The organism is Vibrio sp. ES.051 (assembly GCF_002563795.1).
Classification (GTDB): domain Bacteria; phylum Pseudomonadota; class Gammaproteobacteria; order Enterobacterales; family Vibrionaceae; genus Vibrio.
In genome coordinates this window covers 1,549,677-1,574,737 of the sequence record NZ_PDJL01000004.1, presented here as the reverse complement: position 1 = coordinate 1,574,737, position 25,061 = coordinate 1,549,677, and the positions used below count along the sequence as shown (strand labels likewise).

The 25,061-nt window shown below is 44.1% G+C and carries 22 protein-coding genes and 1 pseudogene; 18 read left to right on the top strand and 5 right to left on the bottom strand.

Annotation, left to right across the window (positions count from 1 at the left end):
* Positions 1-56 precede the first annotated feature (56 nt).
* Positions 57-612: pseudogene (locus tag ATG66_RS13925) on the bottom strand (ammonia-forming cytochrome c nitrite reductase subunit c552); the annotation flags it as partial.
* Positions 613-748: 136 nt separating this feature from the next.
* Here ATG66_RS13925 and ATG66_RS13920 point away from each other — a divergent pair.
* The 10 genes from ATG66_RS13920 to ATG66_RS13875 all read left to right on the top strand — a co-directional run bounded on the left by ATG66_RS13920 (position 749) and on the right by ATG66_RS13875 (position 10,567).
* Complete coding sequence (locus ATG66_RS13920) at positions 749-1,159, top strand: cytochrome c-type biogenesis protein CcmH (RefSeq protein WP_098415831.1); 411 nt, start codon at positions 749-751, stop codon at positions 1,157-1,159.
* 146 nt (positions 1,160-1,305) lie between these two features.
* Positions 1,306-1,482: a hypothetical protein gene (locus ATG66_RS13915; RefSeq protein WP_098415929.1), complete on the top strand. Its 177-nt coding sequence runs from the start codon at positions 1,306-1,308 to the stop codon at positions 1,480-1,482.
* A 283-nt stretch (positions 1,483-1,765) separates the two neighbouring features.
* On the top strand, positions 1,766-2,362 hold the full coding sequence (locus ATG66_RS13910) for a GTP cyclohydrolase II (RefSeq protein ID WP_098415928.1): 597 nt from the start codon (positions 1,766-1,768) through the stop codon (positions 2,360-2,362).
* Positions 2,363-2,537: 175 nt separating this feature from the next.
* On the top strand, positions 2,538-3,800 hold the full coding sequence (locus ATG66_RS13905) for an imelysin family protein (protein ID WP_179885670.1): 1,263 nt from the start codon (positions 2,538-2,540) through the stop codon (positions 3,798-3,800).
* 90 nt (positions 3,801-3,890) lie between these two features.
* Complete coding sequence (locus ATG66_RS13900; RefSeq protein WP_098415829.1) at positions 3,891-5,273, top strand: di-heme oxidoreductase family protein; 1,383 nt, start codon at positions 3,891-3,893, stop codon at positions 5,271-5,273.
* 10 nt (positions 5,274-5,283) lie between these two features.
* Entirely contained in the window at positions 5,284-6,321 is a 1,038-nt protein-coding gene (locus ATG66_RS13895; RefSeq protein WP_098415828.1) for an imelysin family protein, read from the top strand.
* A complete protein-coding gene (locus ATG66_RS13890) occupies positions 6,302-7,384 on the top strand; it encodes a DUF1513 domain-containing protein (protein ID WP_098415827.1) in 1,083 nt (360 codons plus the stop codon). The genes ATG66_RS13895 and ATG66_RS13890 overlap by 20 nt, the downstream gene beginning before the upstream one ends.
* 156 nt (positions 7,385-7,540) lie before the next feature.
* On the top strand, positions 7,541-9,091 hold the full coding sequence (locus tag ATG66_RS13885; protein ID WP_179885669.1) for a L,D-transpeptidase family protein: 1,551 nt from the start codon (positions 7,541-7,543) through the stop codon (positions 9,089-9,091).
* Between the two features lie 174 nt (positions 9,092-9,265).
* Positions 9,266-9,814 (top strand): YcbK family protein, encoded by a 549-nt coding sequence (locus ATG66_RS13880; protein ID WP_179885668.1) that lies wholly within the window; start codon positions 9,266-9,268, stop codon positions 9,812-9,814.
* Between the two features lie 96 nt (positions 9,815-9,910).
* Positions 9,911-10,567: an MBL fold metallo-hydrolase gene (locus ATG66_RS13875; RefSeq protein ID WP_098415824.1), complete on the top strand. Its 657-nt coding sequence runs from the start codon at positions 9,911-9,913 to the stop codon at positions 10,565-10,567.
* 29 nt (positions 10,568-10,596) lie between these two features.
* On the opposite strand, the gene ATG66_RS13870 is transcribed toward ATG66_RS13875, so the two are convergent.
* A complete protein-coding gene (locus tag ATG66_RS13870) occupies positions 10,597-11,262 on the bottom strand; it encodes a DUF2982 domain-containing protein (RefSeq protein ID WP_098415823.1) in 666 nt (221 codons plus the stop codon).
* Between the two features lie 272 nt (positions 11,263-11,534).
* Here ATG66_RS13870 and ATG66_RS13865 point away from each other — a divergent pair, with 272 nt between their 5' ends.
* The 6 genes from ATG66_RS13865 to ATG66_RS13840 all read left to right on the top strand — a co-directional run bounded on the left by ATG66_RS13865 (position 11,535) and on the right by ATG66_RS13840 (position 17,695).
* Positions 11,535-11,900, top strand: a complete 366-nt coding sequence (locus ATG66_RS13865) for a MarR family transcriptional regulator (RefSeq protein WP_098415822.1) — start codon at positions 11,535-11,537, stop codon at positions 11,898-11,900.
* A 416-nt stretch (positions 11,901-12,316) separates the two neighbouring features.
* The gene (locus ATG66_RS13860; protein WP_098415821.1) at positions 12,317-13,405 is read left to right on the top strand and encodes a TRAP transporter substrate-binding protein; all 1,089 of its coding nucleotides are present in this window, start codon (positions 12,317-12,319) and stop codon (positions 13,403-13,405) included.
* Positions 13,406-13,697: 292 nt separating this feature from the next.
* Positions 13,698-14,237 carry a TRAP transporter small permease subunit gene (locus tag ATG66_RS13855; RefSeq protein WP_098415820.1) on the top strand — a complete coding sequence of 180 codons (540 nt, stop codon included), beginning with the start codon at positions 13,698-13,700 and terminating at the stop codon, positions 14,235-14,237.
* 12 nt (positions 14,238-14,249) lie between these two features.
* Positions 14,250-15,536 carry a TRAP transporter large permease gene (locus tag ATG66_RS13850; RefSeq protein ID WP_098415819.1) on the top strand — a complete coding sequence of 429 codons (1,287 nt, stop codon included), beginning with the start codon at positions 14,250-14,252 and terminating at the stop codon, positions 15,534-15,536.
* A gap of 172 nt (positions 15,537-15,708) precedes the next feature.
* Positions 15,709-17,064 carry a cache domain-containing protein gene (locus ATG66_RS13845; RefSeq protein ID WP_098415818.1) on the top strand — a complete coding sequence of 452 codons (1,356 nt, stop codon included), beginning with the start codon at positions 15,709-15,711 and terminating at the stop codon, positions 17,062-17,064.
* Positions 17,057-17,695: a response regulator gene (locus tag ATG66_RS13840; RefSeq protein ID WP_098415817.1), complete on the top strand. Its 639-nt coding sequence runs from the start codon at positions 17,057-17,059 to the stop codon at positions 17,693-17,695. The genes ATG66_RS13845 and ATG66_RS13840 overlap by 8 nt, the downstream gene beginning before the upstream one ends.
* Before the next feature lie 38 nt (positions 17,696-17,733).
* Here ATG66_RS13840 and ATG66_RS13835 read toward each other — a convergent pair whose 3' ends face one another.
* Positions 17,734-18,210 (bottom strand): MarR family winged helix-turn-helix transcriptional regulator, encoded by a 477-nt coding sequence (locus ATG66_RS13835; protein ID WP_098415927.1) that lies wholly within the window; start codon positions 18,208-18,210, stop codon positions 17,734-17,736.
* 385 nt (positions 18,211-18,595) lie between these two features.
* Between ATG66_RS13835 and ATG66_RS13830 the strand changes: the two genes are divergently transcribed.
* Positions 18,596-20,167 (top strand): BCCT family transporter, encoded by a 1,572-nt coding sequence (locus tag ATG66_RS13830; protein WP_098415816.1) that lies wholly within the window; start codon positions 18,596-18,598, stop codon positions 20,165-20,167.
* Positions 20,168-20,390: 223 nt separating this feature from the next.
* Complete coding sequence (locus ATG66_RS13825) at positions 20,391-22,274, top strand: methyl-accepting chemotaxis protein (protein WP_098415926.1); 1,884 nt, start codon at positions 20,391-20,393, stop codon at positions 22,272-22,274.
* A gap of 82 nt (positions 22,275-22,356) precedes the next feature.
* On the opposite strand, the gene ATG66_RS13820 is transcribed toward ATG66_RS13825, so the two are convergent.
* On the bottom strand, positions 22,357-23,076 hold the full coding sequence (locus tag ATG66_RS13820) for a 3'-5' exonuclease (protein WP_098415815.1): 720 nt from the start codon (positions 23,074-23,076) through the stop codon (positions 22,357-22,359).
* 7 nt (positions 23,077-23,083) lie between these two features.
* Positions 23,084-24,973 (bottom strand): DUF294 nucleotidyltransferase-like domain-containing protein, encoded by a 1,890-nt coding sequence (locus ATG66_RS13815; RefSeq protein WP_098415814.1) that lies wholly within the window; start codon positions 24,971-24,973, stop codon positions 23,084-23,086.
* Between the last annotated feature and the right edge of the window lie 88 nt (positions 24,974-25,061).

The following is a 25,061-nucleotide window of genomic DNA, read 5'->3' as shown; positions in this document are numbered from 1 at the left end:
GAGCCTTAAACGCTCGGCTTTTTTGTACCTGTATCAACGCAATTGTGACGGTAAGTTCGAGATTGTTGGTCAACATTTTTGTCGATGGTGTCGAAAGCACGCTCTACATACGGGCGAGTTAATGCCAGCGCGAGCTCGCCTTTCTTAAGCCCTTCAGAACGCGTATCGTGACAATCTGAACAGCCAATAGGATTGACGATTTCAGCCCCCAAGCGGCCCATTTGTCTTCAAAGTAACCGTCGTCACCACGCTCTTCTATCACGCGCGCAAAGTCGGGGCTTTTTCAGCTCCAACAAACCATCGGTATTGGGCCTGAGTTTCATCGCTCGGCGCACCAGTACGTAAGGTTTGGCGTACATCATCTATGGCGTAAAAGTGGTCACGTGCTTTATTGTAATCTTTGGCGAAGCCATAGCCTGCCCACATAAGCACCATGTTTGGATCTTCGCTTAAAGCATCTTCGATATGTTGGCTTTCTGAAGTCGCTTTCCAAGAGTGATATTGGTCAGGATGGTTTTGTTCAAAGACATCATTATAAGGTTCGATGAGAGCTTTATCTTCCGATGCTAACGGAGCGCCGACCAACATTATTTGGCTAGCGAATAAGGCCATAACCGCGGTAGGTATTTCCGTTGTCTCTATTAGTACTTACCGTATTAGCGATAATGCCAATATTGCAATAGTTTTGCTCAATATAGAGGCAAGTTAAGTATTGATAAATGAGACTCGCTATTTTCAGGGTATTTTAATGTCGTACTTTAAATATTTCTATATCACTATTTTCATGTTGGCGTTATTTTCTCCCATTACTAAAGGAGAGCCAATAAAGCAACATGTAGATCTATTTGAGTTCCATTCGATTGAATTGCAGCAGAGAGCAATGTCGCTTGCTAAGACCTTACGTTGTCCGCAATGTCAAAACCAAAACCTTGTAGAATCAAACGCACAGGCCGCGAAAGACTTGAGGCTAAAGGTCTACTCTATGATGAACGAAGGAAGTAGTGAGCAAGAAGTAAAAGATTACTTAGTCGAGCGGTATGGGAATATCGCTCTATATCAACCTCCATTTAATTATGCAACGGCGATATTGTGGATCTTTCCTGTGTTATTTTTTATCCTTTTCGTCTTATTTTCAAAGCGAATGTTAAAGCGTCATTAATGTGATTACTATTCCACTCTGGAAAATAAATTGTGCACTTAACAAGCAGAGTGTTATCATTTTCAACGATTGATGAAGGCTCCGTATTTAGCAAGCTATCAGATTTGAGCTGGATAAGTAATAAAAGAACTAAGTAGGTGTACGCAGTGGATTCAGTTATATCGCAGTTAAAACAGGACTTCTATTCGCAGATTCGTGCATTGCAAACACCGAAACTGCCTCAAGTTACTTCGACTCTCGCCGTGTTAACCGACGAGGAAATTCAAGAACTCGAAGCAGTATGGATAGAGCTTACGGTTTGGAAGCGTAGCCAAACGCATTAAATCTCTTTCCTAACCCCTACTTTTTAAAAAAACCCAGACAGAATTTGTCTGGGTTTTTTTATTGTAGTTTGGCGAAAATGTTATAATATAACATTTCATCCGCGTCGCGAAGTCACCATCGTCTTTGCAGGCCTGAGAGAGTATGATTCATTCAATTGTGATCTCTATATTGAAAAATACGGTATCAATCCCCATAGTTGAGAAGCAATGAGTGAATCCCATGAACGCAATAATAACGAACACGCATCAAGCGCATCAAGCAATAAATCGAGTGAGTATAGATATGGCTGAAGTACGTGCCAGAGTAGATTTTAAAGTCGGGGCTAAAAGTAATATCGATGCTGAAATCCTGTCTTTCCATGGCCTGAAGACAGATAAAGAGCATGTGGCAGTTATCTTCAGGCAAGCGGATAAAACGCAAGAAACGCCTTTAGTACGAATGCATTCAGAATGTCTCACTGGTGACGTTTTTCACTCGTCTCGCTGCGACTGCGGTGAGCAACTAGAAGAAACCATTCAGCGAATGGGCGAGTTCGGCGGCATCATCCTTTACTTACGTCAAGAAGGGCGTGGTATCGGTCTATACAACAAGATTGATGCATATTGCTTGCAAAGCCAAGGAATGAATACCTATGAAGCGAACAACCATTTAGGTTTCGACGATGATCTTAGAGACTTTACCGAAGCTGCGCAAATGTTGGAAGCGTTGGGGATAAGCAAGATTCGACTCGTCACGAATAACCCTAAAAAAATTCGTGAGTTAGCAGAATATGGCATTGAGATCGTCGAGGTTGTCAATACGTCAGCACATATTAAAAAAGATAATGAAAATTACCTTAAAGCGAAGGTTTCTCACGGAAAGCATAAGCTAAAGTTCTAATATAAAAGAGAAAATCAGTTTTTTATATTTGAAAGCCTCATAATAATGAGGCTTTTTTTGTATCTGGGAGTTGCAAAAAAATTGTAAATTTGTATTATCTTGCCAATCTAAGTGTAAATAAGAATAATTAGCACTACTAATCAATAAAATAAATTGTTCAACAAGGATGCTCCTAATGAATGCAAAAAGCGTGTTAGTCCGATCTATAACGGCTTCATTTCTCATTGCCAGTGGTTCTACGGTGGCGGCTCAAGTAACGAAACAACAAGTTGTCGAACATTATGCTGATGTTGCGCACGCGGTCTTCGCTGATTCAGTGACGACAGCGAAGGTACTTGATGAAAAAATCGATGAATTTCTAACCGCTCCGTCTGCTGCAAAGCTTGAAGAAGTAAAGCAAGCGTGGTTTGACTCTCGCGTTCCATACCAACAGTCTGAAGTTTTTCGTTTTGGTAACGCTATCGTTGATGATTGGGAAGGCCAATTGAATGCTTGGCCACTGGATGAAGGTTTAATCGATTACGTGGCCACTGACTACCAGTATGAACTGGGTAACGAAGGTGCAGCGGCAAATATTATCGCGAATACCAGTTTAACGATTGGCGCTTCTCAACTCGACATTGCAAAGATCACCCCAGAACTTATCGCAAACCTGAACGAAATTGGGGGATCTGAAGCGAATGTAGCATCAGGTTATCACGCCATTGAATTTCTACTTTGGGGTCAAGACTTGAACGGTACCAATGCTGGCGCAGGCCAGCGTGCTTATACAGATTTCGTTGTAGGCGCTGAATGTACGAATGGACACTGCGATCGCCGTGGTGAATATCTACAAGCGGCAGCGGATCTTCTAGTGCAAGATCTGGAATGGATGGAAAAACAGTGGTCTGCGGATATCAAAGATAATTACCGCCAAGCGCTTATATCTGATTCTGCCGATAATGGGTTACGTAAGATGCTATTCGGCATGGGATCTCTAACGTTAGGTGAGCTGGCGGGTGAGCGTATGAAAGTGGCTTTAGAAGCGAACTCGACAGAAGATGAACATGATTGCTTTTCTGACAATACGCACAACTCTCATTACTACAATGAGCAAGGCATCTATAACGTTTACACTGGCTTGTACAAACGTGAAGATGGCACGTTACTTTCTGGGCCAAGCATTGCCGATTTAGTGGCGCAGCAAGATAAGCAAGCAGCAAAAGAAATTCAGAAGCAATTCGACGTTACACGCCATCAAGTTGGTGAGCTTGTCACATCTGCTGAAAAGAATGGTCAGCATTTTGACCAGTTGATTGCAGCAGGCAATACGCAAGGTAACGCGTTAGTGAATGACGCAATCATGTCGCTAGTCGCTCAAACGGGCGCCATTGAACGCGCCGCGGGTATTGTTGGTATCGATAGCCTAAGTCCAGATACTGCTGATCACGAGTTTTAATCCGACAACCCAATAGATAAAGGGTTCTTTTTGAACCCTTTATTGTTTGAGCTCGTGGTATCCCTCCTGTTGTATTTTTTGAGCAATGATATGAAACCATACTTAATTTCGGCGATAGCCGTGTTCCTTTCTTGTTCTGCTATGGCTTACGACGTTAGGTCTGGCGGTAAAACCAGTGTTAAAAAAGAAGGCGCAAACGCCTATTCGCTCCCAGCTGCCAATCTTCCAATGAGCAAACGTCTTGATTTCAGTGTAGGCAATAGCTTTTTTAGAAACCCTTGGGTGCAAGCACCTGCTTCTACTGATGCGCGTGATGGATTAGGGCCGTTGTTTAATACCAATGGTTGCCAAAACTGTCATATCAAAGATGGTCGCGGTCATCCGCCGGAATCTGGCGATACTCATGCAGTGTCAATGTTAGTACGTTTAAGCATCCCAGCGATGACAGCGGAGCAAAAGCAAGCTTACATCAAAAATGGTGTGATTCCGGAACCAACCTATGGTGATCAATTGCAAGACTTTGCTCTTCAAGATCAAAAACCGGAAGGAAAGATAGACATTACCTATACAGATGTTCCGGTACAGTTCGAAGATGGCACGACCGTTATATTAAGGAAGCCAAATTTGAAAATTACCCACTTGGGTTATGGTGAAATGCATCCTGATACCCAGTTTTCTGCCCGTGTTGCGCCGCCGATGATCGGTTTAGGACTACTAGAAAGCATTCCAGACGCAACGCTATTTGCTTGGGCGGATGAGCAAGATGTCAACCACGATGGGATTTCAGGTAAGGTTAATCGAGTCTGGGACATCGAAAAAGGAGACTTGGCAGTTGGCCGCTTTGGCTGGAAAGCCGGACAACCGACACTGATGCAACAAAACGCTGCGGCGTTTAATGGTGATGTGGGTTTGACGAGCCACTTATTTCCTCAGCAAAATTGCACATCGAATCAAACTATTTGTGACGATATGCCAAATGGTGGGGCGCTGGAAGTCAGTCAAAACATTCTCGATTTTGTTGAGTTTTATAGTCAACACCTAGCGGTACCGACTCGTCGTAATGTCAACGAGCCTAATATCCAGTTAGGGCAGCAGATTTTCTCTGCATCTGGTTGTGAAAGCTGCCACAAGACCAACGTGAAGACGGCGAAGCGCAATGGTTTACCAGCACTGTCTGAACAAGAGATCCATCCTTATACCGACCTGTTACTCCACGATATGGGAGAAGGGCTTGCGGATCACCGACCTGAGTATCTTGCGGATGGTCGAGAGTGGCGCACGCCAGCGCTATGGGGAATCGGTTATACCAAAGAAGTGAGCCGTCATACGTACTTTTTACATGATGGTCGTGCTCGTAACTTAATGGAAGCGGTACTTTGGCATGGTGGTGAGGCTGAAACGGCCAAACAAAATGTATTAGCGCTTAGTAAGAAAGAGCGTGATGCACTGATTGCATTTTTGAACTCCTTATAAGGAATCGACCGTGAAAAAAATGATGTTAGCAAGTACGGTCGCCGTGACTGTAGGCTTGGTGGGTTGCCAATCGAGCACAAACTTAAATGGTGCTCAGCCTGATACAACGAGTCATATCTCTCAAGGTGTGTATGAAGTTGAGTTTCAATCGGCACACAAGTTTTTAGCACAAACCGCCCAGCTAAAACGGGACTTAACTGCTTATTGTTCTTCAGAGATGAAAGATGATGTACCTGCGAAGCTGCAATGGCATGAATCCATGCTCGCTTGGATGGCACTCCAAGGTCAAGAGCGTGGCCCAGCGACCGCGTTAAAACAAGGATGGAGCGTTCAGTTTTGGCCCGACAAGAAAAACACCACAGGGCGTAAAATGTCGGTGTTAACCAAATCGAATCTCATCTGGACAGCCGACCAAATTTCAGCTCAAAGCGTGACAGTGCAAGGTTTAGGCGGGTTGGAGTGGTTACTTTACGATAACGCATCGACGCTTGCTACAAATCACAATACTTGCATGACGGGCATGGCTATCGCTGAAAACCTTCACAATAAAGCGCAGGTCATTGCCACGGCTTGGGCACAAAACCCTTGGAAATCAATGCAGCTGACAGAGTGGGAGTCAGAGTACATCTCTCTGCTTTCTAATCAGCTGGATTACAGTATGAAGAAATTAAGCCGGCCCTTGGCGAAAATTGGCCAGCCTCGCCCCTATTTTTCTGAGTCTTGGCGCTCGGGAACGTCACTGTCAAATTTAAAGGCGAACCTTGAAAGCTTAAAGGTCCTCTATTTTGCGAATGGTAATGGTTTGGATGCGTTGTTAAGAAAGCAAGATAAAGCACCGTTGGCGAACCGTGTTGCGCGTCAGTTTGAGTTGACTTTAGAGACGTGGCCTGAAGAGGCAAGCCTTTTTTCGGCACTGCAAACTAAAGATGGTTATCGCATGGTGTTGTCACAATATAACAAGCTTGAGCAACTGAAATACCTTATCCATGAAGAGGTTGCTATCGAACTTGGCGTAGTCATAGGATTTAATGCAACCGATGGTGACTGATCAAACTCGACGAACGCTACTAAAAGCGGCGTTGCTTGGAGCTGGAGTTCCTGCTATGCCTTTTGGCTGTGCTTCTACTGCTTATCGACAACCAGCTTTGATTGGTTGCTCGATCATCGGGCGCGATAAATACGCAGCGGTGGTCGCGGATGAGCATGGTATGCCGATTTCAACGCTGCCGATTCCGGATCGCGGACACGGTGTGGCCACTAATCCGCAAGGACATGCGGTGGTATTTGGCCGCCGCCCCGGAACATTTTTTATGGTATTTGACTATCGCACCGAGCAAATGGTTAAGCTTCAACTCGCAAAGTCAGAGCGGCATTTTTATGGGCATGGCGTTTATTCTCACGATGGTGATTATTTGTTCGCAACAGAAGGAGAGCGGGGCACAAGCCGAGGGATTATTGGTGTCTATGATGTACAAAAACAATATCAAAAGATTGATGAATTAACGAACTTTGGTATTGGCCCTCATGAAGTGATCATGATGCCCGACGGTACATTAGCGATTGGTGTTGGTGGTGTGCATACTAATGGTCGCGAACCGCTAAACTTAGCAAGCATGACGCCAACCTTGAGCTACTTGTCACAAGATGGAGCGTTGCTTGACCAAGCCTCTTTACTGGATCACAAGCTCAGTATTCGCCATTTAGCCCATGATGGCTCAGAAACCGTACTGTGCGGGCAGCAATATCGTGGTGAACCTGATGAATACCCTGCGCTTCTTGCTATGCATACCCGAGGTGGCGAGATGCAAACACTGCAAGCAGAGCCTGAAGAATGGGCGCGTTTCAATCATTATGTTGCAAGCATTGCCGCGACAGAAGATTGGATACTGGCGACATCGCCACCTGGTAGTTGTTACGGTATTTGGTCAAAGGGGACAGGCAAGCTCGTGGAATTAAATGCACTACCTGATGCATCAGGTGTCGTGATCTACGGAGATGAATTTAGGATAAGCTCAGGTGCAGGTAAAGCCGTTGAGCAGAGGCCAAATGAATTTAAAAGCACGATTTTTAGCGGTATCCAATGGGATAATCACTGGTCAAAAATCGTTTAAAAAAGGTCAAGTTATCGTCCGATATTGAAGAAGTAGCGTCAATTTACCTTGCGGTATTCTTAATTTTAAACCTGCAAGCGGTGAGATGTTTGCCATACTTTTCATTGTGGTTCAAGTAACGCAATGGTGGTTTCAGTGTTTGCTAGAGTTTTAATAATGACGGCGCTTATGATGCCGCTTTGCAGTTTTTCTAGCGCGTCTGTCGCAGTTTCCTTTGAAGCTTCAGCCCAAACGAAGCAAGAGGGAGCAGTGCAACAGCTGTCATTAGAAAAACTGATCCATTACCCAGAGGTGATTGATCGATTATATCAAAGTACCAACTATCGCCTGAATTGGGAAAATGAAAGTGATGTGGAAGAGCTCATTTTTCAAATGAATCTTGTTGCGCTTGCTGATGTCACTAAAGAGTTTGAAAATCAACTCTACCGAATAAATCAAGTGAAATGGCAAGGGGATAACCTCGACTTTGATTTGGTGATGACCGACTCTCTGCTGTTGTATCTCAGTTACCTTGAACAACTCCCTCAAACAGGCGTCAGCTGGCTGTTTGCAAAACAAGCTCATGTCACGCTTCCTGCACCGAGTATCGACATTCTGTCAGTGCTTAGTAATGAAATCACCGTAGGTAAGCTTGGCCTATTTCTAGCGAGTCTTCGCTCTCCATTGCAAATGGATGAGACGTTTTACTCCGCCTATTCATCGCTATTAGAACATACTCAATATCAATACCCTCTATATGAACAAACAGGTTTAGCACGTGTGGGTGATCCACTAGAAAATAAGCCGCTGCTGGCTGAAAGAATGGAAGTGGTAGGGGTAGATGTCAGCCAGTTAGATTTAACCACGCAACGCTATGATGAGACGTTAGAACAGGTTGTAAAAGAGTTTCAACGAATTCATGGCTTAAAACAAGATGGTGTGATCGGCCCTAATACAATTCGATGGATAAACTTTTCTCCGCAACAACGATTACATTTATTGGCGTTGAATGCCGAACGTTCGCGGATTTGGTCCAAAGCGCGAGACAACGTGGTATTTGTCAATGTTCCTGGTTACGAAGTGACTTACTGGCACGATGGCCAACCCCTCTTTGAATCTAAAGTGGTGGTGGGTAGAGCATCAAGAAAAACCCCCATTATGACCGGGACATTAGATTCCGTTATTCTAAACCCAACTTGGAATGTGCCATGGAAGATCATGGTGAAAGACATCATTCCGAAAGTGAAACGCAACCCAATGTATTTGATGGAACATAACATTCAAATCATCCACTCTTGGACATCCAACCAAATTATCGACCCTACGACCATCAATTGGGCGACGGTGAACCCAAGAGCATTCCCTTATCGGATGCGACAAACTTCCGGTTTTCACAATGCATTAGGGTTGTATAAATTCAACATGCCAAACCCTCAAGCCATTTACCTGCATGATACGCCTAGTAAAAACTTGTTCGAGCAAGACAGAAGAGCGTTTAGTTCTGGTTGTGTCCGCGTAGAAAATGCCGATCAGCTTGCTGAACTTTTGTTTAAAGCACAAGGACTAGAAGCCCGCTTGGCGAAGAAGCGGGAAAGCGCTAACCGACCAAATACGTCGGTTCCATTGGCAGAGCGGATTCAAGTGCATATTATTTATCAAACAGCATGGCTTGAAGAAGGGACGCTCTATTACCGCGACGATATTTATCAATACGATCATCGAGGTTGATACACTCAAAAAATTTAACGAAAATTTACAAAAGAGAAAATAGCTTTATCGTTCAATCATTAACCAAAACTGAACTGGGCTTTACTAAACGCTGGTCACGTTTATGCGTTTGACGTGACGATTGGGTTTGGGTAATGTCCGCTGCCTATTTGGTTACTGAGCATTATTTTTAAAATGGTAAGTCGTAATTTTTCCCGCCGAGATTTCCTTAAAATCACCGCTGGTGGCGTTGTATTAGCGTCTACCATGCCAGCCCTTTCATGGGCTTCGCTTCCGGATAAACCGCGCGTGTTGGCGATGAATAACCTTAATACTGGAGAGCTACTCGAAACGTGTTACTTCGATGGTAAAGGTTACATCAATGATGAATTACAAAAGCTGAATGAGTTTTGTCGTGATCATAGACGTAATGAAGTGCATCCAATGGATCGACGTTTATTCGACCAGATTACTCAAATTCAAAAGTTGATTGGTACTGAATCTGAAGTCGTCGTGATTTCTGGTTACCGCGCTCCTGCGACCAACGCTTCTCTACGTCAAGGTTCTCCGGGAGTAGCAAAGAAGAGTCTTCATATGGAAGGTAGGGCGATAGATTTCCGTCTCGATGGTGTGAAATTGTCCGATGTTCGTGATGCTGCGATAAGCTTGAAAGCAGGTGGTGTCGGTTACTACCCAAGTAGTGATTTTATACATATTGACACTGGGGCGGTGCGCTCTTGGTAAGTGATGTAGCGGCTTCTGCAAGTCTTGAAGTCACCTAGGGTTAGTGTCATAGTTGCCGCAGTTTTTAACGCAAATTTGTTTGGAAATAGGTTTTCTATGGCTCTGAAATATCAAGTTGTCCCAGTGACAGCTTTTTCTCAAAACTGTTCAATTGTCTGGTGTGATGAAACAATGAAAGGCATTGTGGTTGACCCAGGCGGTGATGAAAAGCAGCTTGCAACGTTGATCAAAGAGCTTGGTGTCGAGGTCGTCAATTTGGTGCTCACACATGGTCACTTGGATCATGTCGGGGGCACAGAACCGCTGGCAGCCATGCTCGGTAGTCCTGAGATCGTTGGCCCTCACAAGGCAGATAATTTCTGGCTGCAAGGTTTAGAAGGGCAGAGCCAGATGTTTGGTTTCCCACTGACTGAAGCATTTGAACCACACCACTGGCTGAATGAAGGTGACGTTGTCACGTTTGGTGGGCAGGCATTAAAGGTGCTTCATACTCCGGGTCACACACCAGGTCATGTGGTTCTTTATAGTGAAGAAGCACGTTTGGCATTTGTTGGTGATGTTCTTTTCAATGGTAGTATTGGTCGTACGGATTTTCCTCAAGGGGACTTTAATACCTTGATTCGCTCGATTAAAGAAAAGCTTTGGCCATTGGGTAATGATGTCACGTTTATACCTGGTCACGGTCCGCAATCCACATTTGGTCATGAACGCAAAACAAACCCGTTTGTTGCCGATGAGATGCCAATCTACTAAAGCCTGTTCCGAATGACGGTCAGTTAGCACTAATCTGGCTCGGCGGCCGCTAAGTATCGTCGAGTCAATCCCACAAACTCTTCCGCTTCTCGGTCGAGGTCACTGGCAGAAATAAACAGGTCATAACCGTAAAAGCCTCGCTGATATTTCATCCTATTGGCTAACATGGCAAGTAGGCCTTTGTATTGGACCCCATTGCGGTTGATATAAGGTTTGGGGTCAAGCACCATATCTTCAAATTTCTCTTCACATTGATTTTGTCTCGCACCTAAATAGAGTAACGCGCGCTGACCTAAGAGGATTTCAGTTGCTATACGTGGGCAAATTGAATCTAAATAAGGCGAATAATTTTTTAGACGTATCCCTATCCAAGGCAATGGCTGGTGCCATCCATCTTGTTGGTAACTGCAAATACCAATCGATTCAACGTTTCGCCAGCGTATTACCCATCCACCTTTGAATAAGTGTTGTTGAAAGTGTGAAGCGGTAAGTGTGAAAGCGACTTGGCTCTTTTTGATCATCAAGATGGCGAAGCCAACAATCACGGTCATCAACATCACGGATAATATTGCTTGTTTCCATCCAGGTGACAGTATCACTAAAAACAGAGTGATCAGTGCAACAAGCAACAAAATCAGTTTATTGATCGGGGAGTCAGATTTGAAGTGTGAATTTGTCAGATGAAGCGTTTGCATGCTTTTATCCTCGTTGAACACTAGCGTGAAGACTTCCGTTTCTTTTTATGCACTTTTATTCATTAGGCGAGCAAAGAAACCTCTGTCTTTATACCCAGTATTCAATAAATCCGTTCACAAAATAACTGGTTAAATTGTAGACGTTCTAAGCTTTGTGCGTATTTTTCATCGCGTTTCGCCGCTAAAACCTACAAATTGTTTGTAAATTTTGATATAAAACGCGCTTCAAATTTTCATCCCTGCTGAGATGCAGTGAACTGGAGAAATATTCAATGAGACTTGCTCATAAGCGTAAAGTGCAGATGAAACTGCAAAAACGCATTAAAGCGACAGTAGCTAACTTAGCTGTAGTATCTAAAGCAGCAGCAAAACCTGTTGTGGAAAAAGCAGTAGCTGAGAAGAAAGTAGCTGCAGCGCAAACTGTTGATGTTGCCCTTACTCCTAAGCAACAACAAGTATTAGACATCGTTGTAGCAAATGCTGAAGGCATCAACCCTAAAGGCATCGGTTTAGCTGCAGGTCAAGAAGACACTAAAGCGGCATCCTGGGCTACTGGCGCACTGAAGAAGCTTCTTGAAGATAACCTAGTTCAAAAAGAGCAGTTAGTAGGTAATAAAGTTATTTACAAAGCAGTTTGATTACCGCTACCGTTCTGTTTCTAATACCTCGACGATCGGCGGGGTATTTTTTTGCCTTAACTTCTGGCTTTCTTTATCTCAACAAACTCAATTCTAGAGGCTTAGATAAGGGCTTTGTCACGTTTTTTTTAATATTATGTAAATTCTTTAATGAAAGAATACGTACGTACTCTTTTTGAAGTTCGCTCCAGGATAAGATTCCAATTTATTGATTTTATTTAAATAGAGATATGGTGTTATTTATATATTGCGTATTAATACGTAATACTAATGGATAATAAGTCTTTTAGTAAAAAGCGAAATTCAGTGTTCATGCTTATTTCGCATTGGACAACATTGTTACATCTTTTATAACGAATACACCTAATCCTTGAAATGGATGACAACGATAACTCTGGTGATAAAGGACGTGAACAATGAGTCTAATTAAAAAATCTTTAAAGCGAGTGCTCAAAATAACCGCTGTCGTCGCAGCTATGACTGTCGTGACGACTTCTGTGAGTGCGGCTGAAAAAGTCTACCGCTTAAAGCTTGCTGAAACGTGGGGCCCCAACTTCCCAATTTTTGGGGATGCAACGAAAAATATGGCAAAAATGGCAGAGGAGATGTCTAACGGGCGCCTTCAAATCCGTATTGACTCTGCTAACAAACACAAAGCGCCTTTTGGTGTGTTTGACATGGTTAAGTCTGGCCAATACGACATGGGTCATTCGGCCTCTTATTATTGGAAAGGAAAGGTTCCAAACACACTTTACTTCACTTCTATGCCTTTCGGAATGCTACCGACAGAACAGTATGCGTGGTTTTATTACGGTGGGGGTATGGAACTGATGGAAAAGGTGTACTCGCCGCATAATCTAATGTCTTTCCCTGGCGGTAATACGGATACACAGATGGGAGGATGGTTCCAAAAAGAGATCAAATCCGTTGAAGACCTTAAAGGTTTGAAAATGCGCATTCCGGGTTTTGCTGGTGAGATCTTGGCTGAGCTAGGTGCAAAACCAACCAACATTGCACCGGGCGAGTTATATACTTCGTTAGAGCGCCGTACAATCGATGCGCTGGAGTGGGTTGGCCCATCGTTAGACTTACGTATGGGTTTCCACAAAATCGCGCCATATTACTACATAGGTTGGCATGAGCCTGCAACAGAGCTTCAGTTCTTAGTCAACCAGCGTACTTGGAATCGACTACCTGACGATCTGAAAGCAATTTTACAGGTAGCGATGAAAACGGCCGCTTACGACATGTACACCCAGTCTAAACACGAAAGTGGTAAAAACTGGACCTCTATCCAGTCGGAATATCCAAATGTTGAAGTAAAAGACTTCCCGCCAGAAGTGGTGTCTGCATTACGAGAGGCAAATGATCGTTTGCTGCAAGAGCACGCAGACAAAGATGCTCTGGCAAAGGAGATTCAAGAGTCTCAAGCGAACTATTTAAAGCAAGTTCGCCCTTGGTCAGATATTTCACATCGAGCTTACTTAAACAGCCAAGCACAATAAGCACTGCACTAACGGGCTAGCCTTGGTATGGCTAGCCTGAATTCAGCTCAAGGAAAAACTTTCGTTGAGAAGATTGCAAATACTGATCAAAGTAAGTGGTGCGGCATTGGTAGAAAGAATACTGAAGGTTAAGGCAGAACTTTTCGATAAGTAGTGATTCTACAATCAAAGGCTTCAACGTCGTTACCTCGTGTTTTCAAAAGCTTGGATGACCCGCAAGACTTACGGTGATTGATATAAAAAGTGCTCCATAACACAGTGGAGCACACCCACACGTTCCACGGAGTTCGGAATGAGAAGCCTTATTTATATTGAGCGACTATTTAACCGCTTCGGTGATTTTCTGGGGTGGTTGTCCAGTATCCTCTTCATTTTGTTGTTAGCAAACGTGGTGTACGACGTTGTGATGAGATACGTGTTCAATGACGTGTCGATTGCCTTTCAGGAGATGGAGTGGCACTTGTTCTCTGCGGTATTTCTGCTTGGGGTCCCATACGCGATTAAATCGGGTGGTCACGTACGAGTCGACATTTTTTATGAACGCTTGTCTTACAAAGCGCAATCGGTCATCGACATCATAGGCACACTTTTTTTTCTTTTTCCTTTTTGTTTATTGGTGGCTTGGTTTGGTATCGATTTTGCCAAAGAAAGTTACGCGCTAGGGGAGACGTCCGGCGATCCTGGCGGCTTGCCTTATCGCTGGATTATTAAAGCGATGATACCGCTGTCGTTTTTCTTTATGGCGGTCAGTGGCATTGGGTTGCTGCTGCATTCGATTAATAAAATTGTTAACCCTCATCTTATCTATGCCGGTAATAACGGTAAGTCGTAAAAGGAATTCATGATGATCGGTATAGTGATGTTTTTTGTCGCGTTATTTGCGCTTCTACTCGGGTTCCCTGTTGCGTTTACTTTTGGTGGGATCGCATTGATTTTCGGTGTTTGGGCTGAAGGCGTAGAAATGTTTGCGTTCATGCCATATCGTATTCAATCCATCATGGAAAACACGGTGCTAATGGCCGTCCCACTGTTCGTTTTTATGGGGTTGGTGTTACAGAAAACGAAACTGGCAGAACAATTGCTCGAGTCCATGGGACGTCTGTTCGGAGGCGTACGTGGTGGTATCGCGATTTCGACCGTATTGGTTGGTGCATTGCTCGCCGCCTCAACGGGTGTGGTTGGGGCATCAGTGGTTGCAATGGGGTTGATTTCGTTGCCAGTCATGCTGAAATACAATTACGACAAAGGGTTGGCATGTGGAACCATTTGTGCGTCCGGCACTTTAGGTCAAATTATTCCACCTTCTATCGTGTTGATCCTGCTTGGTGATGTTCTTGGGGTTCCTGTCGGGGACCTTTTCCAAGCGGCTATCTGGCCAGGTATTATTTTAGTGGTCGCCTATGTAATCTACATTCTTATTTATGCCAAGTTGAACCCTCAAGCGGCGCAAGCGATTGAACGTGATGAGTCTATCAGCCGTAAGCAAGAGGTGTTTAAGGCACTGAAAGCCGTGATACCACCATTGGCATTAATTATCGTGGTTCTGGGCTCTATCTTCGCTGGGATTGCAACACCGACCGAGTCTGCTGCGCTTGGTGGTGCTGGCGCGATAGTATTGTCACTGCTGTATAAGCAGTTTAGTTGGTCGATGGTTTACGACGCTTCGAAAGAAACCGTTAAAGTGACAGCAATGGTCTTTGCTATCTTACTTGGGGCGACAGCGTTTTCCATGGCGTTCACCTACACAGGTGGTGATTACCTAGTTGAAGAGTGGATGCTAGAGTTACCGGGTGATAAGTGGGGTTTTCTTATTATCACTATGGTTGTGATTTTGATTTTGGGCTTCTTTATAGACTTCGTCGAGATCTGTTTCATCATTGTGCCGATAATCGCTCCTGTCGCTGAACTCATGGGGATCAACATGACTTGGTTTGCGATACTTGTTGCGATGAATTTACAAACGTCCTTCTTAACGCCTCCATTTGGTTTCAGTTTATTTTATCTAAAAGGCGTAGCACCTACGGGCGTGACAACGCGAGATATTTACAAAGGCGTAATGCCGTTTATCGCTATTCAAGTTGTTGTGCTGGCTTCACTGCTCTTTTTTCCAGGCTTTTATGGCATGAGTTAAACAATGGGTGGGAATAAAAGCGATTTTGTGAACTGAGAGTTTTCACCTTTCAAAGCAAGTTGATAAGCTGCTGATGATTACTATATCCAAATAACTTCAAGATGCTCGGTTGTTCTGAACTCGGCGTCTTGAGTTTATTTTGGGTATAGGCAGCGTTTCATGGAGGGAAGGGATGCCTCTTAAAGCAAAATTAATTCTGTTAACACTGATACCGGTGGTATTGGTGTCCGCCAGTATCAGTTGGATTTCTATCTATCAAACCAAAACGCTTGGTACTAGAGAGGTAGAAATTTTTCATCAAAACTTGATCCAATCAAAAGAAGCGGCGTTAAAAGATACCGTAGACGTAGCATTTGATTCGATCTCTCATATCTATGACGATCAAACCCTAGAGAAAACTACCGCTAAAACACGTGTGAAGGCCATTTTAAATCGTTTAAGTTACGGCTCGGATGGTTATTTTTTTGTATACGACAAAAACGGTACTAACCTCGTTCATCCCGTTTTGCCTGAGTTAGTCGGAGAAAACCTGCTTCATTTACAAGATGAAAATGGAGACCGTTTAATCGAGGCATTGTTATACCAAGCACAATCGGGTGGTGGATTTCATCAATATTTATGGCAAAAACCCTCTACAGGAGAGGTGGTCCCCAAACTCAGTTATGCTGCTTGGCTTGAAAAGTGGGAGTGGATGATTGGCACAGGGCTGTACATTGAAGATGTGAGCCAAGAGATCGCCGATATGCGCGCTGCTGTGAATCAAAACATCGAAACAACCTTTTTCTCAGTAGTGATGATATTAGCCGTGACGGTGGCAGTCATCATTGTTCTTACTTTAGCGATTAATTTGCATGAACATCGCCTTGCCGATAAAAACCTCAAAGAGTTAGCACATAAAACCGTTATGTTTCAGGAGGATGAGAAAAAGCATCTTGCGCGTGAGCTCCATGATGGCATTAATCAGTTGTTAGTTTCCAGCAAATGCCATTTGGATTTAATGAGTCACCGATTGGAAGATGAAAAGCTTAAAGCGCACCTAGACAAATCACAACGGTCCTTGGTGACGGCGATAAACGAGGTGAGGCATATTTCCCACCAACTGCGCCCGAGTGCTCTGGATGATATTGGTTTGGAGGCAGCATTGACGACTTTATTGCAGGACTTTCATTCGCACTCCAGAATTGATATCGAAAATCACTTTGATATCCAACAGTATAAATTGACCTCGGAAGTGGCCACCACCTTGTATCGGGTCGCTCAAGAGTCTCTGAATAACATTGAAAAACACGCTAGAGCGAAAAAAGTCACCGTTATTTTGCAAAAAATGGGCAATATGCTGCAATTACTCATACGTGATGATGGTGTTGGCTTTGTGGTCAACCAAGCCGTGCATCAGCAAGGCATTGGGTTGAGAAACATGCAAGAACGTGTTGAGTTTATAGGTGGGGAGTTTGAGCTTATGAGTGAACTTGGATTAGGGACAGAAATTACCGTGCTGCTGAATTTGGATGAGTTAGTTTATGGATAAACCGATTAGCGTGGTGATTGTCGATGATCATCAAGTCGTATTAGATGGATTTATGGCACGTTTGGAGTTGGAGACTGATATTGAGGTTCTCGGCACCGCCAGTAATGGTTTAGAAGCGATTGAGGTCGCGAAGCACCTCAGGCCGGATGTTATTCTTATGGATATCAGCATGCCCATAATGAACGGCATTGAAGCAACGGGCGTTATCAAAGAGGAGCGGCCAGAGAGCAAAATACTCATGCTGACAATGCATGACAATCGTGAGTACATCATGAAAGTAATGCAAGCCGGTGCGGTCGGGTATATGTTGAAGGAGATTTCGGCCGACAAGATGGTACAAGCGATCAAAACGGTCAATCAAGGTTCGACTTACTTTTGTGAGTCGGTCACGCAGACGTTATTTACTCAAGAAGTCCTGCCTGCTAACCAAAAAACCAATCCTCTTAGCCGCAGAGAAGAAGCGGTACTTAAGCTAGTCGCCCAAGGGAACAGCAGCAAAAAAATCGCGATATTATTGAGTATTAGCTATCGAACGGTAGAGACGCATCGGCATAACATCAAGCATAAGCTGGATTTGCACTCGACGGCTGAGTTGGCGAAGTATGCGTTTGAGATGGGGCTAACTGAATAGTGCTCGCTAAATGCGAGCACTCGGTGGAGAAGAAGAACTTAATCTAATTTTGTAATGCTACCGAGCTCTAGCATTGGGGCGACATCGAAATCTTCAGCGTTCATCATAGTTGAGATGCGCTGAACCGAAGAAAGCAGTAAAGTTTGTTCCCATTCTGCTAGTTTTTGGAATCGGCGAATGAAGTGTTCTTGCAACGGAGTTGGTGCTTGTCTTAATGCCTCTTGGCCTTTCTCGGTCAATACAGCATGCACTTTACGTTTATCCTGAACACTGCGTTGGCGCTCAACGAACTGGCCTCTTTCTAGGCGATCTAGGATCGTCGTCGCGGTCGCTTGGCTCATATTCGTGTGGCTAGACAACTGTTTGATAGTTACGTTATCTAAATCGTTGATAGCACGCATTAATATTAACTGTGGAGCGGTCAATCCAGATTCTTTGCTCAGTTTTTTAGAATGTAAATCAATAGCGCGGATGATCTGACGAATCGAGACCAATACTTCTTCGTACTTTTCCAATTTTTTCATCCAGTCTGTAAGGTACATTTAACGAGGCGACACTAACTTAAATACGCCCTTATTTAAAGGGGGGTCTTCAAAAATTACCGCTACAATCTTAAGTAGCTTCTTTACTTTATTTTCATTGCGTCATGCATGTGCAATAGAAAGACCTAAATTATTATAGCAATAAATGTTTGTGGTCTAACTATTGTGGCAAAGGTTTGTACTTTTGGTAGAGGAAATTTCTACTTGAAAAGTAAGTTATCGGATTTTTTCATAGCGAAAGATAGACAAAAACGTTTCAAGTGATAGGATCTTGCGCTTTCACGAGGCGCAAAACGTATCGTGTTCGAATGATTTTTTGTTTGGTGCGTAAAAAATAGTACAAAAATAGAGAGGAACGATGACAAAAGGTATAGATAAGTACAGTATCGATAGTACCGACTATACGGTAGGTCAGGACAACGTTCAAAAATGGGGTTTTGATGTTCACAATCCTGTTTTTGGTATTAGTGCAGGTTTAATTGCGCTGTTTCTTGTCGCTGCATTAGTGTTAGATCCACACACCGCAAAGACGGTACTTGACGGGCTTAAGTGGAAGATCATTGGCTCATTCGATTGGTTGTTCATTATTGCAGGTAATATTTTCGTTATTTTCTGTTTGGCACTTATCGTCTCCCCAATGGGTAAAATCCGTTTAGGTGGTAAGGATGCCGTCCCTGATTACTCATTTATGTCATGGCTTGCCATGCTTTTTGCTGCAGGTATGGGTATCGGCTTGATGTTCTGGAGTGTTGCAGAACCGGTTGCTTACTTTACGGGTTGGTACGAAACCCCATTAGGCGTCGAAGCAAATACACCAGAAGCGGCTAGGTTGGCGTTAGGTGCAACCATGTACCACTGGGGTCTTCACCCATGGGCAATCTACAGCGTTGTAGCACTTTCTTTAGCATTTTTCGCCTACAACAAAGGCCTACCGTTATCAATGCGCTCGATCTTCTACCCACTGCTGGGCGACCGTGCATGGGGTTGGGCAGGGCACATTGTCGATATCTTAGCCGTACTAGCGACGCTGTTTGGTTTAGCAACATCATTAGGCCTTGGTGCTCAACAGGCAGCAAGCGGTATTCACCATGTGTTTGGTGTGGAGCCCGGTCTAGGGTTACAAATTGTTGTTATTACTGTTGTCACTCTACTTGCGGTTGTTTCTGTGTTACGCGGTATTGATGGTGGTGTTAAAGTCATCAGTAATATCAACATGGTCGTGGCTTTTTTACTACTGATTCTCGTTGGGTTAATTGGCTGGGCTGCAAGCTTGGGTTCAATTCCTACGACGCTGATGGCGTACATAGAAAATATTATTCCGCTAAGTCAGCCGTTTGATCGGACTGATGAAGCATGGTTCCAAGGTTGGACGGTATTCTACTGGTCTTGGTGGATTTCATGGTCACCATTTGTCGGTATGTTCATTGCACGTGTATCTCGTGGTCGCACGGTACGTCAGTTCATTACTGCTGTATTACTTGTACCAACCGCAGTGACGGTGATCTGGATGTCAGTGTTTGGTGGCTTGGCCATTGAGCAAGTTGTCGACAAAGTTGGTGACTTGGGCGCTAATGGTTTAACCGATGTTTCACTGGCTATGTTCCAGATGTTTGATGCTTTACCATTCGGTAGCTTGCTATCTATCATTGCGATTGTTCTGGTATTGGTATTCTTTATCACCTCTTCAGATTCAGGCTCACTGGTCATCGACAGCATCACGGCTGGTGGTAAAGTGGATGCACCTGTGCTGCAACGTATTTTCTGGGCATTCATGGAAGGTGCAATTGCGGTTGCTCTGCTATGGATTGGTGGCTCGGAAGCGGTTCAGGCCCTACAGGCTGGTGCAATATCAACAGCATTGCCATTCACCTTTGTTCTGCTTGCAATGTGTGTAAGCTTATTAATGGGAATGAGAACCGAGCGTCAGTAACTTGGTCATTTTGTCTGAGAAACAAATAGTTAAAAGCCAGCGTATCGCTGGCTTTTTTGTGTGTGGTTTTTATGACGCACAGACAAAAAAATGTCACATTAAAGTTCAAGCATTACAAAGAGTTAATGTGTTATTGTGTTTTCTTTAAATTTAATGAATAGTCATGAAAAAGTGTGTATTATTCACACACCTTAACTGTTCTCCCAACTCAAAAAATATAAATATGAATTTATCATTAAAACAAAAGCTTATTGGCGCAAGCCTTTCTGCTGTTGTTGTGATGGCAACAGCACTTACTTGGTTGTCGGCTGGTCAATTGTTTGATCAGACTCGTTCAGGTGTCTATTCACGTGCACAAAGCCTAAGTACAACGGCGTCAGAAGGAATTTCTGATTGGGTCAATATCCGCAAAGATATTGCTACGGCATTCAACGACTACTCGACAGAGCAAGATGTTGTGCCTTTCTTACAACAAGCTCGTAAATCTGGTGGTTTTGACGATATATTCCTAGGTACGCCTAACGGTGACATGTATCGCTCTCATCCTGAGCGTAACCGTGCTGATTATGATCCGCGCACCCGTCCTTGGTATAAAGATGCCAATGCAGCCGGTAAGCAGATCATCACTGCCGCTTATCAAGATGCAATTACGAATGCACTTCTCGTGACCATTGCTGAGCCAGTCATGAAAAATGGCCAGTTTATTGGAGTGGTAGGGGCAGACGTACTGATCGATCAACTTATCAGTGACGTGATTAACTTAGATGCGGGTAAAAATGCTCGCGCTATGTTAATTGATATGAATGAAGGTACTTTCCTTGCCCATCCGGATAAAAGTTTAACGCTTAAGCCCATTACCAGCGTGCTAACAGATTTCTCTGAAGAGGAAATTAAGCGCGCGGCTGAAGAAGGTCGAATTGAAGAGACCATCATCAAAGGCAAAGAGAAGATGTATTACTTCAACAAAGTATCTGGTACAAATTGGATGTTCGCGATTGAAATGGATCGCGCAACCGAAGAAGCTGGCCATGCTATTTTGTTGCGTGACTTGTTGATTGCTGCGGTAATGATCACCATTGTGGTGATTCTCGCTGTTTCTTGGTTAGTTGGCTTCCTATTCCGTGATTTAAACCGTGTATCAGTTGCACTGGAAGAAATTGCATCTGGTGACGGCGATCTGACTCAACGCCTAGAACCACGCAGCGATGATGAAGTCGGTAAGTTGGCTGAAAACTTTAACCGCTTTGTAGGTAATATGCATACGATGGTAACCAAGTTAAGCCATGTATCCACGGCGCTATCTGAGCAGGCTCGTACAACAGCACAGCAGGCTGAAGAGCGTAGTCAGCGTATTTCTTACCAGCAAGATGAAATCAACATGGTTGCAACAGCGGTGAATGAAATGGCCGCTGCAACGCAAGAGATCGCTGGTAATGCGGATAGCACTGCAAGTAACTCTGAAGAAGCGGTTCAAGCTTGTTCACATGGTTCTAATCAAGTCAAACAGACACAAGTTTCTATCCAGAACTTAGCACAAGAAGTTCAAGTCGCGACCAATGTTATCCAAGAGCTAGAAGCGCACGGTAACAGCATTAATACGATTCTATCGACCATTCAAGGTATTGCTGAACAAACGAACTTACTTGCACTTAATGCGGCAATTGAAGCTGCTCGTGCGGGTGACCAAGGTCGTGGTTTTGCGGTTGTGGCTGACGAAGTCCGTGTATTGAGCCAACGTACACATGCATCAACTCAAGAGATTCAAGAAACCATCGAGATGCTCCAAGGTACAACAGGGAAAGCCGTTGGTATCATGGGTGATAGTCGACGCTTAGCTGACACAAGTGTTGATGACGCGAACTCGGCAGCAGCAAGTCTGACGCAGATCCACACCGCAGTGGAACGTATCAATGATATGGCGACGCAAATCGCGTCTGCAGCAGAAGAGCAAGCATCGGTAACAACAGAAATCACTCGAAACTCGGAAGGTATCCGAGACGTGTCGAATGAGTTGTCGACAGAAGCTCACCAAGCCGCAGAGCAAGCCGCGCATCTTTCTGAGCTTTCTCATGAGCTAGAACAAGAGATCAAACGCTTTAAGTTGTAGTGGCGTGAATTGACCTAACAAAAAAGGAGCCGAAATGGCTCCTTTTTTTATTTTTATCATGTTGGTTCTATACCGGGTGTCACTACAACCACAATTCGCCGATGGGCTTATCATCGTTGTAATGATGGGCGATTTGCGCTTGTAGTAGCTCCGCAGTGGCAATCGCGTCCGTTAACGCGTGGTGAGGGGTATAATCTGGTAAGCCGTAGCGACGCCTCGACTGAGCAAGTCTCAAAGACTCGGGCTTTTTCCCTTTTAACCGTTCCCATAATGAACTTATACGTTTCTGCTGGATAGTTTCTTCGATATGAAGCGTATCTAACACTGGAAACTCAACCCCTTCACCAATACGTGCTTTGAGGGCGATATCGAGAAATTCTCGCTCGATACGGCGATAATGTACCACCACAATTTTGCCGCTTAAGCACGGTAGCAGCTCACTTAAAATATCCCCTAAGTCAGGAGCGTCAATGAGGTCGCTATGAGTAATGCCATGAATAATAACCGAATCCTCATCCAGCGTTCTTCGAGGTCGTACTTTCCAGTGACGCGAATCACGTAAGGAAATGCGTTTCAGGTTGAATGGAACCAAACCGATGGTAATGATGTCGTGTTTTTCTGGATTTAAACCAGTCGTTTCGAAATCTAAAGCGACGAACTCAATTTCGGAAAGCGGTGTTTCTGGATCAGGCAGTTTATTGCTATAAAACGCGATTAAATTCTCATTTTTAGCAAGCTCAAGTTTTTGCTCAAACTTAGTCGGCCATTGAATTGTCGGCTTTTGAAAGAGCTTCTTAATCATGCAAACCTCACTTAAAATTCTTGTTAGCTTGATAACGGAACTTAAGGAAGTTCTGACCATTACTTAGAATCTGGAAAGCATCTTTTAGGTTTCGACGTTCAAATTCAGAGAGGTTTTCTGGTTCAATGTTGTTATCAGGTTCTATACCCAGCTCAACATCCGTTGCTTGGTGGCGAATGCGAACCATAGAAATAAATTCTAACGCGTCTTTTAAATCTTGAGCACGGCCTTTTGGCAAAATGCCGGCGTCAATAATGTCATCAAGACGCTCGAACGAGTTTTGTGCTCGGGAGCCAACAGCTAGGGAGTGGACACGAATCAAATCGACCAAAGGAGCCGTGCCACGACGTTTGAGGTTAATGGAGTTATTATGTCTGCCGTCTTTCTCCATCACAAAGTCTTTAAAGAAACCGAGAGGTGGGGTGCGGTTAAGAGCATTGCGAGCCAAACAAGCCAAAAATCGGTTGTTTTTACGTGCTCGGCGGACAATAAAGCTGGTTAACTGCTCAGCCCATTTTAAACGGCCATAAACGCCATATAAATCGAAAAAGATAGAAGCGTTCAGTAGTGCTTTCGGGTTTGGGTTGTCAATCCAATCAGCAAAACATTCTTCCCACTCGGAACGAGTCATACGCCACATTGGGTTTGTCGCCATAATATCGCCAGTACAATATTTGTATCCACAAGCATCTAGCCCGTCACTGACGTATTTTGCTAATGCTTCAAAATATTTACCGTGCTTTTCTTCTTGATAAGTATCATCAAGGATGATGGCGTTGTCTTGGTCTGTGACCAACAGTTGCTCATCTCGTCCCATAGAGCCAAGGGCGAGGAAGCAGTACGGGATAGGAGGGGGACCAAGCGCTTCTTCGGCCATTTCCAATAAACGCTGTTTGAAGCTTCGTCCAATCACTGACATTGCACTGCCGACCATGTGAGAGTTGGCATCTTCATTGACCAGGCGCACGAAGCTACTGCTTACCTCTTCAGCAACCACGGCTAAATCTTCAATGGTTTGTTGTTGGAAAATGCTGCTCACCAATAACAATGAGTTTTGCGATTCGTAACGGACGATGTCCGTTGTTTCGATAATGCCAATCGGTAGTTGATTTTTGACCACCGGAAGGTGATGCACGTTGTAGCGCAACATGGTCAGCATCGCCTCATAGATGTAGGCATTGTGGTCGAGAGACATTACCTCGGTCGTCATCACACTTGACACGTCGTCTTGCGGTGATAGCCCTTCTGCCAACACGCGTGTACACAAATCACGGTCGGTAATAATACCTAGTACAGGGGACTGAGGGTCGTCTTCATCACGAACAAAGTCAGGTTCTACGATGAGCAGGGCAGATACGTTATCATTTGCCATTAATTGAGCGGCTTGTTGTATCGTTTGACCGCGATCGATGGTATGTACATCGCCAGTTAGCAATGTTTTCACTTTCGATGTGGTAAGGTCGTTCGCATCTTTGTTTTCTGAAATAGCAAGTCGTAAGCGTGCGCTGTTTTCTACTTCAACAAAGTCTGCGAATGAGTCAAAGGAATCGTAAATTTCTTGGAATACATCACCCGGGATACAATAGAGCAAAGAGTCTTCAATGGCTTTGACCGGAAAACGAACTTTGTTATTAGTTAGCATGCCCATCTGGCCAAATAGGTCACCTTCATCAAGACGGTTGTAGAGCTCCCCTTTACGTCGATAAACTTCTACAACACCGCTCCTTACCACATAAAGATCCTGAATATAATCACCAAAATGGATGATAGGTGTGTCTTGTCGATAGTACGATATTTCGACGCTTTCAGTCACTTTGTTCAGTGTTTCTTCTGGGAGTTCATTGAACGGGGGGTACTTGGCGAGAAAGTTATATATCTCGAGAAGTTCTGCATCCATCAAGGTGCCTTTTGGTTCGCAAATAATAAAGCAATCTTAACTTAGTTTTAAAACAGAGTCTTATTCGATCCTTGTTTTTCATACTCAG

What these genes read in the sequence shown, in the direction of transcription:
- ATG66_RS13920 (WP_098415831.1), top strand. Translation starts at nt 749, where the DNA reads ATGTCGTACTTTAAATATTTCTATATCACTATTTTCATGTTGGCGTTA.
- ATG66_RS13910 (WP_098415928.1), top strand. Translation starts at nt 1,766, where the DNA reads ATGGCTGAAGTACGTGCCAGAGTAGATTTTAAAGTCGGGGCTAAAAGT.
- ATG66_RS13905 (WP_179885670.1), top strand. Translation starts at nt 2,538, where the DNA reads ATGAATGCAAAAAGCGTGTTAGTCCGATCTATAACGGCTTCATTTCTC.
- ATG66_RS13900 (WP_098415829.1), top strand. Translation starts at nt 3,891, where the DNA reads ATGAAACCATACTTAATTTCGGCGATAGCCGTGTTCCTTTCTTGTTCT.
- ATG66_RS13890 (WP_098415827.1), top strand. Translation starts at nt 6,302, where the DNA reads ATGCAACCGATGGTGACTGATCAAACTCGACGAACGCTACTAAAAGCG.
- ATG66_RS13885 (WP_179885669.1), top strand. Translation starts at nt 7,541, where the DNA reads ATGACGGCGCTTATGATGCCGCTTTGCAGTTTTTCTAGCGCGTCTGTC.
- ATG66_RS13880 (WP_179885668.1), top strand. Translation starts at nt 9,266, where the DNA reads ATGGTAAGTCGTAATTTTTCCCGCCGAGATTTCCTTAAAATCACCGCT.
- ATG66_RS13875 (WP_098415824.1), top strand. Translation starts at nt 9,911, where the DNA reads ATGGCTCTGAAATATCAAGTTGTCCCAGTGACAGCTTTTTCTCAAAAC.
- ATG66_RS13870 (WP_098415823.1), bottom strand. Translation starts at nt 11,262, where the DNA reads ATGCAAACGCTTCATCTGACAAATTCACACTTCAAATCTGACTCCCCG.
- ATG66_RS13865 (WP_098415822.1), top strand. Translation starts at nt 11,535, where the DNA reads ATGAGACTTGCTCATAAGCGTAAAGTGCAGATGAAACTGCAAAAACGC.
- ATG66_RS13860 (WP_098415821.1), top strand. Translation starts at nt 12,317, where the DNA reads ATGAGTCTAATTAAAAAATCTTTAAAGCGAGTGCTCAAAATAACCGCT.
- ATG66_RS13855 (WP_098415820.1), top strand. Translation starts at nt 13,698, where the DNA reads ATGAGAAGCCTTATTTATATTGAGCGACTATTTAACCGCTTCGGTGAT.
- ATG66_RS13850 (WP_098415819.1), top strand. Translation starts at nt 14,250, where the DNA reads ATGATCGGTATAGTGATGTTTTTTGTCGCGTTATTTGCGCTTCTACTC.
- ATG66_RS13845 (WP_098415818.1), top strand. Translation starts at nt 15,709, where the DNA reads ATGCCTCTTAAAGCAAAATTAATTCTGTTAACACTGATACCGGTGGTA.
- ATG66_RS13840 (WP_098415817.1), top strand. Translation starts at nt 17,057, where the DNA reads ATGGATAAACCGATTAGCGTGGTGATTGTCGATGATCATCAAGTCGTA.
- ATG66_RS13830 (WP_098415816.1), top strand. Translation starts at nt 18,596, where the DNA reads ATGACAAAAGGTATAGATAAGTACAGTATCGATAGTACCGACTATACG.
- ATG66_RS13825 (WP_098415926.1), top strand. Translation starts at nt 20,391, where the DNA reads ATGAATTTATCATTAAAACAAAAGCTTATTGGCGCAAGCCTTTCTGCT.
- ATG66_RS13820 (WP_098415815.1), bottom strand. Translation starts at nt 23,076, where the DNA reads ATGATTAAGAAGCTCTTTCAAAAGCCGACAATTCAATGGCCGACTAAG.
- ATG66_RS13815 (WP_098415814.1), bottom strand. Translation starts at nt 24,973, where the DNA reads ATGGATGCAGAACTTCTCGAGATATATAACTTTCTCGCCAAGTACCCC.